This window comes from Pseudomonas sp. ChxA, assembly GCF_030263855.1.
GTDB classification, from domain to species: domain Bacteria; phylum Pseudomonadota; class Gammaproteobacteria; order Pseudomonadales; family Pseudomonadaceae; genus Aquipseudomonas; species Aquipseudomonas fluorescens_CB.
The window spans coordinates 4,134,695-4,148,861 of the sequence record NZ_JARPMK010000001.1 but is presented as its reverse complement, the minus strand read 5'-3'; the positions used below and the strand labels follow the sequence as shown (position 1 = coordinate 4,148,861).

The 14,167-nt window shown below is 61.5% G+C and carries 16 protein-coding genes; 7 read left to right on the top strand and 9 right to left on the bottom strand.

The window, feature by feature from the left end; genetic code table 11:
* Positions 1-68: 68 nt before the first annotated feature.
* Positions 69-674 carry a LysE family translocator gene (locus P5706_RS18445; RefSeq protein ID WP_285680702.1) on the top strand — a complete coding sequence of 202 codons (606 nt, stop codon included), beginning with the start codon at positions 69-71 and terminating at the stop codon, positions 672-674.
* A 30-nt stretch (positions 675-704) separates the two neighbouring features.
* On the opposite strand, the gene P5706_RS18440 is transcribed toward P5706_RS18445, so the two are convergent.
* Positions 705-1,769 (bottom strand): HoxN/HupN/NixA family nickel/cobalt transporter, encoded by a 1,065-nt coding sequence (locus P5706_RS18440; RefSeq protein WP_285682770.1) that lies wholly within the window; start codon positions 1,767-1,769, stop codon positions 705-707.
* A gap of 140 nt (positions 1,770-1,909) precedes the next feature.
* Here P5706_RS18440 and P5706_RS18435 point away from each other — a divergent pair, with 140 nt between their 5' ends.
* Positions 1,910-2,452, top strand: a complete 543-nt coding sequence (locus tag P5706_RS18435) for a DUF924 family protein (protein WP_200433661.1) — start codon at positions 1,910-1,912, stop codon at positions 2,450-2,452.
* 126 nt (positions 2,453-2,578) lie between these two features.
* On the opposite strand, the gene P5706_RS18430 is transcribed toward P5706_RS18435, so the two are convergent.
* Positions 2,579-4,018, bottom strand: a complete 1,440-nt coding sequence (locus tag P5706_RS18430; RefSeq protein WP_285680700.1) for an alpha/beta hydrolase family protein — start codon at positions 4,016-4,018, stop codon at positions 2,579-2,581.
* A 186-nt stretch (positions 4,019-4,204) separates the two neighbouring features.
* Here P5706_RS18430 and yfcF point away from each other — a divergent pair, with 186 nt between their 5' ends.
* Positions 4,205-4,837, top strand: a complete 633-nt coding sequence (gene yfcF / locus P5706_RS18425) for a glutathione transferase (RefSeq protein ID WP_200433659.1) — start codon at positions 4,205-4,207, stop codon at positions 4,835-4,837.
* A gap of 3 nt (positions 4,838-4,840) precedes the next feature.
* Here the strand turns inward: yfcF and P5706_RS18420 are convergent, their stop codons facing one another.
* Positions 4,841-5,086, bottom strand: coding sequence for a hypothetical protein (locus P5706_RS18420; RefSeq protein WP_200433658.1), 246 nt, complete (start codon positions 5,084-5,086; stop codon positions 4,841-4,843).
* 143 nt (positions 5,087-5,229) lie between these two features.
* On the opposite strand from P5706_RS18420, the gene P5706_RS18415 reads away from it, so the two are divergent.
* Positions 5,230-5,874, top strand: coding sequence for an ATPase (locus P5706_RS18415; protein WP_200433657.1), 645 nt, complete (start codon positions 5,230-5,232; stop codon positions 5,872-5,874).
* Between the two features lie 33 nt (positions 5,875-5,907).
* Positions 5,908-6,249 carry a hypothetical protein gene (locus P5706_RS18410; protein ID WP_138815891.1) on the top strand — a complete coding sequence of 114 codons (342 nt, stop codon included), beginning with the start codon at positions 5,908-5,910 and terminating at the stop codon, positions 6,247-6,249.
* 160 nt (positions 6,250-6,409) lie between these two features.
* On the opposite strand, the gene P5706_RS18405 is transcribed toward P5706_RS18410, so the two are convergent.
* Both P5706_RS18405 and P5706_RS18400 read right to left on the bottom strand, forming a co-directional pair.
* The gene (locus P5706_RS18405; RefSeq protein ID WP_285680696.1) at positions 6,410-7,156 is read right to left on the bottom strand and encodes a creatininase family protein; all 747 of its coding nucleotides are present in this window, start codon (positions 7,154-7,156) and stop codon (positions 6,410-6,412) included.
* A gap of 30 nt (positions 7,157-7,186) precedes the next feature.
* Entirely contained in the window at positions 7,187-7,900 is a 714-nt protein-coding gene (locus P5706_RS18400; RefSeq protein WP_200433655.1) for a murein L,D-transpeptidase catalytic domain family protein, read from the bottom strand.
* A gap of 41 nt (positions 7,901-7,941) precedes the next feature.
* Between P5706_RS18400 and P5706_RS18395 the strand changes: the two genes are divergently transcribed.
* Positions 7,942-9,525 carry a L,D-transpeptidase family protein gene (locus P5706_RS18395; RefSeq protein WP_285680693.1) on the top strand — a complete coding sequence of 528 codons (1,584 nt, stop codon included), beginning with the start codon at positions 7,942-7,944 and terminating at the stop codon, positions 9,523-9,525.
* Between the two features lie 167 nt (positions 9,526-9,692).
* On the opposite strand, the gene P5706_RS18390 is transcribed toward P5706_RS18395, so the two are convergent.
* Both P5706_RS18390 and P5706_RS18385 read right to left on the bottom strand, forming a co-directional pair.
* Positions 9,693-10,253, bottom strand: coding sequence for a P-loop nucleotide/nucleoside kinase family protein (locus tag P5706_RS18390; protein WP_285680691.1), 561 nt, complete (start codon positions 10,251-10,253; stop codon positions 9,693-9,695).
* A 42-nt stretch (positions 10,254-10,295) separates the two neighbouring features.
* Positions 10,296-11,324 carry an alginate lyase family protein gene (locus tag P5706_RS18385; protein WP_200433652.1) on the bottom strand — a complete coding sequence of 343 codons (1,029 nt, stop codon included), beginning with the start codon at positions 11,322-11,324 and terminating at the stop codon, positions 10,296-10,298.
* Between the two features lie 104 nt (positions 11,325-11,428).
* Between P5706_RS18385 and dapF the strand changes: the two genes are divergently transcribed.
* On the top strand, positions 11,429-12,232 hold the full coding sequence (gene dapF / locus P5706_RS18380; RefSeq protein WP_285680687.1) for a diaminopimelate epimerase: 804 nt from the start codon (positions 11,429-11,431) through the stop codon (positions 12,230-12,232).
* Here the strand turns inward: dapF and P5706_RS18375 are convergent.
* Entirely contained in the window at positions 12,229-13,362 is a 1,134-nt protein-coding gene (locus tag P5706_RS18375; protein ID WP_285680685.1) for a PAS domain-containing sensor histidine kinase, read from the bottom strand. The two genes, dapF and P5706_RS18375, sit on opposite strands and share 4 nt — an antisense overlap.
* Positions 13,352-14,167, bottom strand: coding sequence for an alpha/beta fold hydrolase (locus P5706_RS18370; protein WP_200433649.1), 816 nt, complete (start codon positions 14,165-14,167; stop codon positions 13,352-13,354). Before P5706_RS18370 ends, P5706_RS18375 begins: the two co-directional genes overlap by 11 nt.

Sequence of the window (14,167 nt, the reverse complement as noted above, 5' to 3'; positions counted from 1 at the left end):
ACAAACGTTCAAGAGTGCGCACCAACCCCTCAGTAGACTCGCCCGACGTCTTCTACTGCAGGTTCCCCATGGACATTTTCCTCTACGCGTTCAGCGTCATGTACAGCCCCGGCCCCGTCAACTTGATGGGCCTGAATGCCGGGCTTACGGGCAAGTTACGGCGCTCCAGCGGCTTCTACATCGGCGTGGGCTGCGCGATGCTGCTGATGTTCGTGCTGTTTGGCTACACCGGCGAAGCGATCATCTCCCAGGCGGCGCTGCCGTATATATCTTTGATTGGCGGCGTGTACACGCTGTACCTCGCGTACCAAGTGTTCACCGCCCGTACCGAGGTGGATGACGCCTCAAGCTCGCCGGCCAAGACCCTGACCTTCTTAAATGGCCTGGTGATCCAGTTGCTCAACCCCAAGGGCATCGTCGCGGTGTTGCCAATCACCAGCGTGATGCTGCCGGCGGCGCATATTACCGGTGCCTCGATCTTTGGCGTGTCGGCCTTGCTGGGGCTGGGGGCAGTCGGCGCGCCGTGGGTTTACGCATTGCTGGGCGCGCTGCTGGGGCGGCGGATCAACGGAGCGGCGGCGTTTACCTGGTTCAACCGCTGCATGGGGCTGGCGCTGGCCGGCTGTGCGTATTTCATGTTTCACGCGTTCTATTTGCACGTCCTTGCGCCTTGAACCGAGGGCTTGCCTCGGTGGCGCGCAGTTTCAGGCCACAGGACGATTGACCTCAATGGCGTCAAAACCCTTCCAGCGGTACAGCATCACCGAGATCGCCCAACTGACGGCAAATATCGCGATGATGATGTACCCGAGCATGCCGAAGCTGTCGTTCAAGGCGCCGATAAAGCCCCAGAACGCGCCTTTGAGGTCCAGTTGGTCCGAGATCAGCCCCAACGCCTCGATACTGCCGATCACCACAGCGACGACCACTGACACCAGGGTGATGGTCATGTTGTAGTAAATCTTGCGGATCGGCTTGAGGTAGGCCCAGCCGTAGGCGCCGAGCATCAAGTGGCCGTCGAGGGTGTCGACCAGCGACATGCCGGCGCTGAACAGCAGCGGGAACACCATGATCGACCAAGGCGACAGGCCCTGTGAGGCCTGGCTGGCGGAGATGCCGAGCAAGCCGACCTCGGTGGCGGTGTCAAAGCCCAGGCCGAACAGAAAGCCCAGCGGGTACAGGTGCCAACTGCGCGTTATCAAGCGAAACAGCGGGCGAAAGAAGCGTGCCAGCAAACCCCGATCAGCCAGCAGCAGGTCAAAATCGTCATCCACATAAGCGCCGCCTTCGCGCACATGCCGCCAGGCTTTGTAGATGGCGCGCAGGATGATCAGGTTCATCAGGGCGATCAACAGCAGAAACAGCGCCGACACCGAAGTGCCGATCACACCGCCTACCGCTTTGAAGGTTTCGAAGTGCGCCTGCATGGCCGACGCTGCGAACACCACGCCAATCGAGGCCAGTACCACCACGGAGGAATGCCCGAGGGAGAAAAACAAGCCCACGGCTACCGGGCGTTTCTGCTCTTGCATCAGCTTGCGGGTAGCGTTGTCGATGGCCGCGATATGGTCGGCGTCCACCGCATGGCGCAGGCCGAAACCGTAGGCGAGCAGGGCGGTGCCGAGCAGCACCGGATGGTCGTGGAAGGCCGCCAGCGCCCAAAGCCAGGCACCGACGTTAAGGGCGATCAATACCCCATAAATACCAAACAGTTTGCTGCGCACTTGGCGATTGGAATCGCTGAAAACCTGGGCAAGACGGTGGATCATCAGGTAAACCCTATGGGCAATGGTGCGGCCGCGCACAAGCTTGCGCGGCTCCTGTGGGAAACTTAATGGATATTGCCGGCGTCGATGATGAAATCTGTGCGGCTTTTTTGGGTTAAACGTTGGAGAAAACGATGACGAGCATGAACGATCAATCCGCCGAGGCAGTGATCGCGTTCTGGAAGCAGGCAGGACCCAAACGCTGGTTCGCCAAGGACGACGCGTTTGACGCAGCCTTTCGCGAGACCTTTCACGCCACGCATATGCAAGCCGCCCGGCGTGAGCTGGAAAGCTGGCTGGATTCGGCGCAGGGCGCGCTGGCCTTGCTGATTTTGCTGGATCAGTACCCGCGCAATGCGTTTCGCGGCACGGCGCATATGTTTGCCACCGACCCGTTGGCGCGTCTGTATGCACGGCGGATGGTGGACGCCGGGTTGGATCAACAGATCGAGCCCGAACTGCGTGCGTTCTGTTACCTGCCGTTTGAACATTCCGAAGACCCGGCAGACCAGCAGCGCTCGGTGGCGTTGAACCGGCATTTGGATGCCAACACCTACCATTGGGCCAAGGAACACGCCGATATCATTGAGCGGTTTGGGCGGTTTCCCCATCGCAATGCGGTATTGGCCAGGGCAACCACCCAGCCCGAGCATGAGTTTCTCAAGGCCGGCGGCTTCACCGGCTAGGCGGCGGTCGCATGATCGTTCCCACGCTCTGCGTTGCCTTGCGCAAGGCTTAAGGCATGCGCCAACTTGGGACGCGGAGCGTCCGGGGCGGCATTCCCACGCAGAGCGTGGGAACGATCATGCTTCCTAGGCCTCGGCGGGCGTCTGGGTTTCCTTGGTACCCACTGGACGAAAGCGCCGCAGCCCCTTGAGGTCGACCGCCCAGCGCAGTGCTTCGGTGGCCGACGGGCGTGGGCCATGGGTGATCGCGTTGTCATCCTGGGTGAGCGTGCCGAGGTAGCCCTGTGCGCCGCCGCGCTCGCTCCAATAACCGGTATGGCTGAGCCAGGAGCGGGCGAGCCAGCCTTTCCAGGTACTTACAGTGACCGGTAAATCCAGCACGCCTGCACCCATCACCGGCTTGACCGGGCCGCCGACGATATCGCCAAACAAACCGTAGGGTGCGGGGAAGTACAGGTTGGTCCAGCGTGTCACGGCGAACGCCGCCGCGTGGTGCAGGTACTGCGGGGTAAACGGTTTTTGCCCCAGCATCACCGGTTGACGGGCGTTGTAGCCGTAGCCCTTGGTGTCCTCGGTGGGCGGGCAAGCGGGGGCTTCGCGGCGTTCGATGCGTTTTTTGAAGTCACTCACGCTGCGGCCCAACAACAGGCTGGCGTGGGCCATGGGGCTGCCCACAGTGACTAAATCGGTAATGCGCCAGGGGTTGCCCAGGCCGCGCTGCTCGATAAAGGCTTCGGCCTGTTGTTCACGAAATCTAAACAGACTGCCCAGGCTTGCGTCGAGCGCCGCGCCGGCGTTGGGCAGTGCTTCCTTGACCACCGGTTGCAGCGGTTCGTGGTCAGCGTAACGGCGAGCCAGCTCGCGGTTGCTGGGGATGACTTTAGTCAGTTGATCGTGGTGTTCATGCCACAGGTAGCCGACGATGTCGTAGGCAATCACACTGCCCAAACTGTGGCCGACGACGATGATGCGGTCGTAGTCGCCTTTGTTATGCAGGGCGCGCAGCAATGCCACGCCGTCGGCGCGGATCTGTTCGCGCACTACCACGTTCTGCGGGTTGGGGCTCAGGTAGCGGGCCGCATCGCCCAGGTAGGACAGCGCGGAATAACGCAGCCCCAAGCCAATGGCGCCGAGCAGCAGCGGCACCAGTGCGAAGGGATTGTCGCTGTGGTCGAACCGGCCCCAGGCCGTGGCGAGGGTGCCACTGGCAATCAGCAGCAGGAGCACCATCACCGTCCAGCGCGTGGTACGCCAGATCGGCACGATGGCGTCGGGAATATCACGGCGCGGGCGCTTGAAAATATCCCACAGCCAGCCCAGCAGGTGGCCGACCTTGGTGCCCTGCATTTTGTGGGCCCAGTAATACTCGTAGAAATCGGTACTGGTACGGCCCGACGACTTCAATACACGCAGGTCGAAATTGCGCGAAAGCCGGTCCGGCTTGCTCCAGTAGAACGGCGTGCCATCGGGCGTGTCCGCCGGGATCATCGCTTCGACGAAACCGCGCAAGGTGTCCATCGGGCGCTGTTCGCCGATGCCGTGTATAACGACAACTGCTTGTTTCATAAGCTTATCTTCCTTGAAAGCTATGGGTGAGGGTGGCGAAGGCCGGAGCAGCTTCGCGGTGTGGCCAAGAGCTATTATCTTGCCATTAATGCTGCTATTCCCGCCAGGAATGCCTCCATAAAAACTGCGCATTGTCTTTCTCGCCGTCGATCTCGTAGCGTGGGCTCTCACCCAAGGAGAGCCTGTATGCCTTCACCGTCGTTGCGCCTGTATGTCGATGCTCAATTCACCAGCCCCTACGCCATGTCGGTGTTCGTCACCCTGCAGGAAAAGGGCCTGGCCTTCGAAACCGTCACCCTTGACTTGGACGCGGCGCAAAACCGCGCGGCCGAATTTGTCCAGCTGTCCCTGACTCAGCGCGTGCCCACGTTGGTGCAAGGCGACTTTGCGTTGTCGGAGTCTTCGGCGATCAGCGAGTACCTGGATGAGGCCTACCCCGAAACCACGGTGTACCCGACGGACCCAAAACAGCGGGCGAGGGCGCGTCAGGTGCAGGCGTGGTTGCGCAGCGACTTGCAGGCGATTCGCCAGGAACGCTCGACGCTGGTGGTGTTTTACGCGCAGAAGATGCCGCCGTTATCGCCTGCGGGTGAGGCGGCCGCGCACAAGTTGATTCAGGCGGCACAGGCGTTATTGGCAGGCAACTCGGCGTACCTGTTCGGAGCGTGGTCGATAGCCGATGTTGACCTGGCCGTGATGCTCAACCGTTTGATCCTCAACGGTGACAACGTGCCGACCGAGTTGGTGGCCTATGCACAACGCCAATGGCAACGGCCATCGGTGCAGGCCTGGGTCAACCTGCAACGTCCGGCGCTCTAAGGGTTACAACCATTCCTGGGCCACACGCCGGTCCAGGTCTTCCCAATCGGCCATGCCCAGCACCCGCATGGTGTTCAAACCGCGCAGGTAGCCGCGCAGCTGCTGGGCGCTGGCACAACGCAGGTCGGCGTCCGCGGTGTCGTCCTGCAGCACGTTTTCATATTCAACCAGGTAATCGGCGACCCGCTCGCGAAACTCCGGCAATACGGCTTCGCGGATGCGGTCGAAGGTTTTCTGGTGGGGCTTCATGGCGTGGTCCTTATAGGTTTTATGGGGGTAGGCTGCCTGACACTATCGGTTCAAATGATAGTCACCATCAAGGATCACAAGTTCTGTTTTTGCGCCAAAAGCGGACAATCACGCCATCGACACGCTGTTCAAGGAAATGCGCGATGAGGACGATAATCCAGCTGGGCCTGATGGTACTGATGCTCGGCACGGCAGTGCTGGCCAACCCGGCGATTGCTGATGATCTGCGTACCGGCCATTTGCTGCCCCTCGTCGGTAGCGTAGACTCCCTGCGGCACGCGCAATCGGTGGGGGTGTTGTACAGCGAAAACACCCGCGACAACCTCAGTTATCTGGAACGCTACCACGCCATGGCCATGAACGGCGCCAAGGATGCCCTCGACGGGCGTATCCGCCAGGCGTTCGTCAACAGCTCCGACCCGGAACTGGCGATTGATTGGTTAATGAGTTCGCTGCAGGGCACTTTTCTCACGGTAACGGTCTATAGCAGCCTGGATGAACTGGTGCAGGCGCACCCGGATGTGGTGGTGGTGCTCGATACCCACAACCAGCTGTTGACCCAGCGTAACGATCAGGTTGAGGCGCGCTTTGTTGCACGGTTCTATGACGTGAACCTGCAATACATTGCCAAGGCCGAAGGCTCGGTGCACAAGCAAGTGCCGTCGGTGTGGGTGCGTGATAAGGCGGCGCCGGAGATTGCCGCACAGATTGAACAGCAGCGTGATGTACAGCTTGATGCGTTGAAGCAGTTCGATGTGTCGCTCAAGGCGCTGGTAAGCGCCAGTTAATGTGAACTTTTCTTTTTATATTCAGGATTTTATATGCGCGCTTTTTTCGTCCCGGCCCTGGCTGCGGCTCCTTTGTTGCTGACCGGTTGTATCACCGCTCCGAACGCTCCAAGCTTGACCCTGCTAACTGACAAGACCCCGGAAGGCTATGTGCAGTGCGTATTGCCCAAGCTTGAAAAGCACGGCATTACCTCGACCGTGACCCAGAACTCGCGTCATGCCAAAGTGGTGTTGACCAGCAAGATTGCTGCCGATGATGTGCTGGAAGCCTACAAATCCCAGGACGGCACCAAGGTGTTCCTGTATGAGCGCAAGCCACTGGCGTCGGCGATCAAGCCATCGCGGCTTGAGTTGGCGGCACAGGACTGCAAGTAACTCGAGCCTTCACACCGTTCAAGGTGGGAGCTGGCTTGTAGGGTCGCCGCATCGCTGCGATAGCAGAGTGTCAGTCACTAAACCTCTCGACTGATACACCGCCATCGCAGCGATGCGGCGACCCTACAAGCCAGCGCCCACATTTGGATTTATGGTGGGCCTAGGGTTTGGCTTCGTTGCTGAAGATGTTCACGGTGTTGACCAGCCCCTTGGCTGCCAACGCCACCAACTCACCGCCTTTTTCCACCGTCGCCAGTGCGGGATCAGAGCCCATGCGGCCATCCGGAAAGCGTGCGCGGAAGTCCAGTGCTTCGCGGATCGGCCCGGTGTTGGCGATTTGTGGCGAATATTCAGCCGACTTGATCGACTCCGGGTACGCCCATTGCGTCACCGCAATCTCCGATGGTGTGGCATGGCTGCCGTGGCCCACCGGGAATTGGCGGTGAGCCAGTTCGTTGACGCCTTCCAAGTCCCACCAGTTCACCAGCTTGAGCGCAAACCCGGCCGGGCGGCGCGCGTAGCTGGCTTCGGCGTACAGCTCGGAAAAGGCTGCTTCGATGGTGGCGATATTGCCGCCGTGACCATTCAAGAACAGGATCTTCTCGAAACCATGCCCGGCCAGCGAACGCACCCAGTCGCCAATCGCGGCGATAAAGGTGGAAGGGCGCAACGAAATGGTGCCGGGAAAGCCCAGGTGGTGCTGGGCCATGCCGATATTGAAGGTCGGGCCGATCAGGATGTCGGCGTTCTTCTGTGCCTCATGGGCGATGATTTCCGGGCACATCCAATCAGTGCCCAGCAGGCCGGTGGGGCCGTGTTGTTCGTTGGAGCCGATGGGGATCACCACCGTGCGGCTGCGCTCCAGAAACTGCCCGATCTCGATCCAGGTGGACGTATGTAGAAGCATGCGACGCTCTCTTTTATCTGTGGGGACAGGCTAACCACCACGGATTGTACGACTACTGGCCACTTGTTGGGGCTTGCAGTTCAAGTACGTCGAGGACTTCAGCCAGCGCTGGTCCGGGTACCAGGAGAACATGAACTGCCCATCCTTGAGCTTGTCTACCACCTGACGCGCTACTTGTGGGCGCACAGCCGGGCAACCCTGGCTGCGGCCGATACGGCCTTCGCGCTTGCTCCAGGCCGGGTTGACGTAGTCGGCCGCATGAATCACCAGCGCGCGGTCGCGGGCCTGGTCATTGAAGCCCGGCTCCAGGCCGTCCATGCGCAACGAGTAGCCGTGGGTGCCCAAGTAACTTTCCTGGGTGCGGAACAAACCCAGGCTGGATTGGTGGCTGCCTTCCCGATTGGAGAACTGCGTGGCGAAGTTTTCCCCGGATTTGGCACCGTGAGCCACCAGGTCGCGCAGCACCAGGGTCTTTTTGCGCAGGTCGAAGATCCACAGCCGACGGGCGGTAGAGGGCTGGGAGTAGTCAATGACGGCCAGGCGATCCGAGCGTTCCTCGCCGTTATTGACCGCGCATTGCACCGCGCTCAGGGCGCTTTTCAGTACAGTGGGATTGAGTTCTGGAGCCGAGCGCGCCAGGCTGCTATACAAAGTAGGAGGGTTGGCATTGGCGGCGAGCGCAACAGTGCTCAGCGTAGCCAGGGTCACGGCGATCAAGCCGGCGCGGCATATAAAAGTCAGCATCTACAGTACATCCCCCCCGCTGTGGATTGGAGTTAAGTCAATTGTTCAAAAAACACGCATGTTACTTGAGCATTTGCCTGCTCGTTGCACCACTGGTCGCGACAGCTGATGAGCTGCCGGTGGACGCTGTGCCGGTGGTTTCAACCAGCCCGGTGCAATTGGCCCTTTCTCAACTGCCCAGCGTTTGCCCCACCCTTGCCGCGCAGATAGACGCAACGGCGCAAGCGCGCTTGCAGGCGCTCTACCAGCAGCAGGGTAATGTGCCGTTGTGGTCCGATGAGCGCCGCCATGCACTGCAATCTCAGTTGTTGGTGCTGGCCGACGATGGCCTGGACCCTACCCACTATAGCCTGCCTACCGTGGAGGCCACGGGTAACGTGCTGTGCAGCGATATCGGCAGCAGTCGGCAATACCTGCAAGCCCTGCAGGATCTGCATTACGGCCGCCTGCAACAGTCGCATTTCGAGCCGCTGTGGCATTCCCAGCCACCCACCCTGGACCCGAATGCCCAAGTGTTGGCTTTTGCCGCCACCGGCCTGCAAGACATGGCGCAAGCCTTTGACCAGGCGCGCCCCAGCGCCGACCTGTACCGCAGCTTGCGCAATACCTATGCCACTGTGCGCCTGCAGCCGCTGCCCCACTGGGACCCGGTCGCCACCGGGCCGCTGCTCAAGCCCGGCATGGAAGACCCGCGCGTGCCCGAACTGGCGCGGCGCTTGTACAGCGGTGGTTATCTCGCCAAGGCGCCGACGGGCAACAGCCGGCAGTACCGTGACGAGTTGGTCAAGGCGGTCAAGGCCTTCCAGCTCAGCCACTCGTTGCAGGCCGACGGTGTGATAGGCACGGGCACCGTGGCCGAACTCAATATCAGCCCGGCGATGCGCCGCGATCAGTTGCGCATCAACCTCGAACGCTTCCGCTGGCTGGCCCAGGACCTGGAGCCTGAAGGCGTTGTGGTCAACGTTGCGGCCGCGCAACTGAGCGTCTACCAAGCCGGCATTCCGGTGTGGCAAACCCGCCTGCAAGTCGGGCGTGCCGAACGCCAGACGCCGCTGCTCAAGTCGCGCATTACCCGGCTGACCCTCAACCCTACGTGGACCATCCCGCCGACCATCATGCGTGAGGACAAACTCCCGGCCATCCGCCTCAACCCCGAATACCTGCGCCAGCAAAACCTGCAAGTGCTCGACGCTCAAGGCCGCCCACTCACCGCCGACCAGGTGGATTGGTCGCGCCCTGGCAATATTCTGCTGCGCCAGGAGGCCGGCCCGCGCAACCCGCTGGGCCGCATCGTGATGCGCTTTCCCAACCCTTATTCCGTTTACTTGCACGACACGCCAAGCCAGCCGCTGTTTACCAAAGGCCCACGGGCATTCAGTTCGGGCTGCGTGCGTGTTGAGCAGCCGATGATGCTGCGCGATTTGCTGGTAACCCCGGCCGAACGCACGCGCACTGAAGAATTGCTGGCCACCGGCACAACCCATGAGTTCAGGCTGGCCACGCCGGTGCCGGTGCTGTTGGGCTACTGGACGGTGGAGGTCGATCGCCAGGGCGGGTTGGTGTACTCGCCGGATATTTATGGGCGTGACCCAGTGTTGGTGAAGGCGATGGGGGCGGTGCTCTGAAGCTCGTTGTGGCTGATGGGATTACTGTGGCGAGTACGCTCGTTGTGGCAATCAGGCTTGTTGTGGCAGGCGGGCTTGTTGTGGCGAGCAGGCTTGCCCTGCGTTGGGCTGCGAAGCAGCCCCAAAACCAGACACTGATGTTTATCTGACAAAACGCGGTGACTGTATTAGGGCCGCTTCGCAGCCCAACGCAGGGCAAGCCTGCTCGCCACATCAAGCCTGCTCGCCACAGGGGTGATGTGTGCCAGGATCACTTCGACGGCCTCGGCGGCTGTCACACTTGCAGTGTCGACAGTCAGTGGCGCTTCAGTCCACGCCTCATATTCATGTACTGACACGGACTGCCAGGAGGGCGGCACCAACCCGGCAACATCGCCCGTGCGGCTTTCCACACGGCGCTGATGCTCCCGCAGGTCAGAGCAAATCACCTCAATATCAAGCAGCTCGACACCCGCTGTCGCTGCTACGGCCTGCCATGCCTCCCGGCTTTCCTTAACAGGGTTCACACAGTCGGCAATCACCGTCTGCCCCAATCGCAAATTGCTCAATGCCAGCGCATTCGCCACGCCATAACCGCTGGCGCCCACATCACTGGTCAGTACGTTTGCATCCCGAAGCGCCTGCTCAATCACATCAATACGCAGGTAAGCCGCGTTTATCCGACGTGCCAGTTCGCTGGCAATCGTGGTCTTGCCGGTGCCGGGCAGGCCGCTGAATACAATAAGCATGGTCAATCCTTTGAATGGGGCGCCCGGCCAGTCTAGCCGCGCTTACTTCAAATAGCAGGTGCTGATCCAATCGGCCGGGTGGGCCGCCAGCTGCGTGGCCACGGGCAGGTAGCGTTTATCCAGTTGCGCCGCCAGCCAGAACAGCGTCGCGCTGCTTTTGGCATCCCAGGTGCCGCTGTAACCGGGTTCGCCCACCTTGGCGCGGTCTTTGTCGAACTGAACGTGGGTATGCAGGAATTCCTGGTGGCTGCGTTGCCCAGTGGCGTAAGGCACCAGCCAATCCAGCGCGGCGCCCAGCGACGCGCCATTGGCCTTGAGGCTCAGCCAGTCGCCGCCGTAGGGCTTGGCCGCCAGTGCGGCCTGCACCAGCGGCTCAAGGTCGTAGACCACGTAATGCAGGGCGTCACGGTCCTGGAAGTCTGTGACCGAACCGTCGGGCAGGATGTTGTCGGCGACTTGCTGTTTAAACAGCTGATGAGCCTGTTCAAGCATGGCCTGGTCGTTGAGTGCGCCGGCGGCCAGGGTCACCAACTTGATGCGGTGGCTCTGCCAGTTATTGGTCTGGGTGCCTTTTTTCGGGCCGTGGAATTGTTCGATATGCGCGAGGTAGCCATTGCCCAGGTTGCTGATCAAGCGGCGGCTGGCTGCGCGGGTTTCCAGGCGCAGGTGGTCGGCGGTCAGCGCATAGGCCGTGATCAGCATATCCAGGTTGGTTTCGTCGATGGGGTTGAAATCCGGCTGGTAGACATCGGCCCACGCGGCAAGGTAGTCATCGACTTGCCTGAGGTAGCGCGGGTCACCGCTGATGCGCCAGGCCAGCGCCGCCTGGCGCATCAGCGGCCAGTCCTTTTCGGCGGCAATGCTTTGCTCGCGAATGCCATGGTTTGGCAGGGTGCCTTCGGTGTGCACATGCGGCAACGGCGCAGGTTGGTCGGCCAAATGCCTTTGGGCGTTGGCCAGCAGGGCGTTGGCTGCCGGGTTTGCCGCCGCAGGCTGGCAGAGGCTTGCAGCCATGGTCACCCCGGGCAACGAGGCCAGCAGCAAGGTAAAGACGAGGGTGGTTTTGTTCATGGACGGTTCTGCTGGATGAGGATGCGCCAACGCTAGCACGTGGCTGAAACGGCTAGGATGAAACTCCCGTATGCTTGCAGGCTGATCTCGAACAAGGACCGCCCATGACCTTGCCCTTTGTGAAGATGCATGCCCATGGCGACGATTTCATCATCATCGACCGCCGTGGCCAGGACGACCCGATCACTGCGCAGGTGGCCCGGCGGCTGGGCAACCGCCACACCGGTATCGGCTTTAACCAACTGGCCGTGGTGCTCGACTGCGAAGATGCGCTGGCCCGCATCAAGTTCTGGAACCCCCACGGTACGCCGCTGCAAACCTGCGGCAGCGCCACCCGTGGCGTAGCTGACCGCTTGATGCATGAGACCGGTCGCAACAGCCTCGTACTGCGCACCGATCGAGGCTTGTTGACCTGCGTTCGAGCGCCCGGCCAGCAAGTGTCGGTGGACATGGGCGCGCCTTCGTTGGACTGGTCTGCCGTGCCGTTGGCCGAAGCGCTCGACACCCGCATCTTGCCCATCGATGGCGCGCCTGCCGCCTGCAGCATGGGCAACCCGCATTGCACCTATTTTATCGACGACATCAGCGCCATCGACGTGGCGGCCGTGGGCCCGGCGCTGGAGACCCATCCGTTGTTCCCGGCCAACACCAATGTGCATTTTGTGCAGGTACTGGACCGCAGCCATATCCGCCTGCGTATCTGGGAACGCGGCGGGGGCGTGCCGCTGGGGTCCGGTTCCTGCTGTTGTGGCGCAGTGGTCAATGGGATTCGGCGCGGTTTGCTGGACGCCACGGTTGAGGTGCAGTGCGACGGTGGCACGGTCACTGTGCAGTGGGACGGGCAGGGCGGTGTGGTGTTGACCGGTCGTGTCGAGCCGGTCATGCAGGGCACGGTGTACCTGGTCTAAAACGTCACGGTAAAGGTCGTGCCCAGGTTGGTGCAGGAATTCACCGCCACGTCGCCACCGTGCGCCTTGGCCAGTTCACGCACGATATACAAGCCCAACCCCACGCTGCGCACCTCGCTGCCCTGGTCGGTGCCGCGGGTCATGGGCTCGAACAGCACGGCGATCAGCGTCTGCGGGATCGCGGCACCGTGGTTATGCACCGCCACTTCGCAGCCACTGTCGCCCAAGCGTGAAGTGATGGTGATAGGCAGGAGCAAGTCGCCATAAGCCACGCTGTTGGCCACCAGGTTACCAATGATCTGCTGCACCCGGTCGGCATCCAGGCACGCCTGGCCGATGCCTTCGGCCTGGTGCTTTAACGTGGCCTTGGGGAAGGCCATGCGCAGTTCATCCACGGCGTGTTGGATCACGCTGTGCAAATCCAAGGGCGTGGTCTTGATGCTGATCCCGTGGCCAACCCGGGCCTGGGTAAAGTCCAGCAGGTCGGCAATCATTCGCTGGGCGCGCTCGGAGGACTGGCCGATATGGCCCAGCAACTGGCGTTCCTTGGGCGTGCGCTCGCTGCGTGCAAGCATGTCGGTGGCCATGCGGATGGCGGTCAGCGGGTTTTTCAGGTCATGGCTGACGATCGCCACCATCTGCTCGGCAAACAACGCGCGGCGCTGGGCAATGGCATAGGCTTCGCTCAGTTCCGCCTGGGCCTGATGCAGGGCCAATTCGGTGCTGGTGCGTTCCTGCAACAGGGCTTCGGCGAGCTTGCGTGCATTGAGCAGCTCGCGCTCGTACTTGTCGCGGTCGGTAGTGCCGAACAGTGCCAGGTCGTGTACCAGCGTGCCGGCCTGTTCGCGGGCGTTGGCGTTGAGCAATACGGTCACTTTGTGCCCGTCGTGGTGCACCAGGTCGAGTTTGACTTCGCTCACACTGCCACGCATGCGCAGCATCGGCGCCAGGTGGGTCTGGTGGAATATTCGCCCGCCCATGGTCAGCAAGTCCTGGAAGCGCCGCCCGCACAGCTCGGCGCTGCGCAGCCCCAGCCATTCGCCGAACATGGCGTTGGCGCGCAGGATCGTGCCGTCTTCGGCCGTGACGGCCAGGGCACAGGCGGCGTTCTCGAACAGGTCAGCTGGCATGGGCCACGGCCCACGGCGCCAGGAAGTTGTCCATCGCCATCGTGCAAGCCAGGGGCGCGCTCATATGCGGGCAATGCCCGACGTTATCGACCAGGCAATAGGTGCTGTTGGGCAGCACGCTGTGCAAGTATTCGCCCACGGCCACTGGCGCAATCAGGTCGTCACGGGATTGCAGGATCAGCACGGGTGTGGTCAGGCCGATCACGTCTTTGCGGTTATCCGACATAAAGGTCACCCGCGCAAACTGCTTGGCGATATCCGGTTCTGTGCGGCAGAAACTGTCGCTCAGCTCGGCACTCAACCCCGGTTGCTCGGGGGCGCCCATGATCACGGGAGCCATGGTGCTGGACCAGCCCAGGTAGTTGCTGTCGAGGGTGTCGAGCAGGTCATCGATATCGCTGCGCTTGAAACCGCCGACATAATCCGCGTCGTCGATATAGCGCGGCGAAGGGCCGATCATCACATGGGCCGCGATACGGCCTGGCGCCAGGCGGTCGGCGAGGGTGGCGATCATCGCGCTGACCGAATGGCTGACCAGGATCACCGGACCGCTGGCAAAAGCGTCGATAATCTCGTTCAAGTCGCGGGCATAACCCTCCAGCGCAGCGTATTTGGTCTTGTCGAATGCGCTGATGTCCGACAGGCCGGCACCCACCAGGTCATACATCACGACGCGAAAACGCTCGGCAAAGGGCGGCGCCAGATAATTCCACATGGCCTGGTTGCAGCCGAAACCGTGGGAGAACACCAGGGTCGCGGTGCCGTTACCCATCACACTGACGTTGTTGCGGTGCTTTAGGTTCAT

What these genes read in the sequence shown, in the direction of transcription:
- P5706_RS18445 (WP_285680702.1), top strand. Translation starts at nt 69, where the DNA reads ATGGACATTTTCCTCTACGCGTTCAGCGTCATGTACAGCCCCGGCCCC.
- P5706_RS18440 (WP_285682770.1), bottom strand. Translation starts at nt 1,769, where the DNA reads ATGATCCACCGTCTTGCCCAGGTTTTCAGCGATTCCAATCGCCAAGTG.
- P5706_RS18435 (WP_200433661.1), top strand. Translation starts at nt 1,910, where the DNA reads ATGAACGATCAATCCGCCGAGGCAGTGATCGCGTTCTGGAAGCAGGCA.
- P5706_RS18430 (WP_285680700.1), bottom strand. Translation starts at nt 4,018, where the DNA reads ATGAAACAAGCAGTTGTCGTTATACACGGCATCGGCGAACAGCGCCCG.
- yfcF (WP_200433659.1), top strand. Translation starts at nt 4,205, where the DNA reads ATGCCTTCACCGTCGTTGCGCCTGTATGTCGATGCTCAATTCACCAGC.
- P5706_RS18420 (WP_200433658.1), bottom strand. Translation starts at nt 5,086, where the DNA reads ATGAAGCCCCACCAGAAAACCTTCGACCGCATCCGCGAAGCCGTATTG.
- P5706_RS18415 (WP_200433657.1), top strand. Translation starts at nt 5,230, where the DNA reads ATGAGGACGATAATCCAGCTGGGCCTGATGGTACTGATGCTCGGCACG.
- P5706_RS18410 (WP_138815891.1), top strand. Translation starts at nt 5,908, where the DNA reads ATGCGCGCTTTTTTCGTCCCGGCCCTGGCTGCGGCTCCTTTGTTGCTG.
- P5706_RS18405 (WP_285680696.1), bottom strand. Translation starts at nt 7,156, where the DNA reads ATGCTTCTACATACGTCCACCTGGATCGAGATCGGGCAGTTTCTGGAG.
- P5706_RS18400 (WP_200433655.1), bottom strand. Translation starts at nt 7,900, where the DNA reads ATGCTGACTTTTATATGCCGCGCCGGCTTGATCGCCGTGACCCTGGCT.
- P5706_RS18390 (WP_285680691.1), bottom strand. Translation starts at nt 10,253, where the DNA reads ATGCTTATTGTATTCAGCGGCCTGCCCGGCACCGGCAAGACCACGATT.
- P5706_RS18385 (WP_200433652.1), bottom strand. Translation starts at nt 11,324, where the DNA reads ATGAACAAAACCACCCTCGTCTTTACCTTGCTGCTGGCCTCGTTGCCC.
- dapF (WP_285680687.1), top strand. Translation starts at nt 11,429, where the DNA reads ATGACCTTGCCCTTTGTGAAGATGCATGCCCATGGCGACGATTTCATC.
- P5706_RS18375 (WP_285680685.1), bottom strand. Translation starts at nt 13,362, where the DNA reads ATGCCAGCTGACCTGTTCGAGAACGCCGCCTGTGCCCTGGCCGTCACG.
- P5706_RS18370 (WP_200433649.1), bottom strand. Translation starts at nt 14,167, where the DNA reads ATGAACCTAAAGCACCGCAACAACGTCAGTGTGATGGGTAACGGCACC.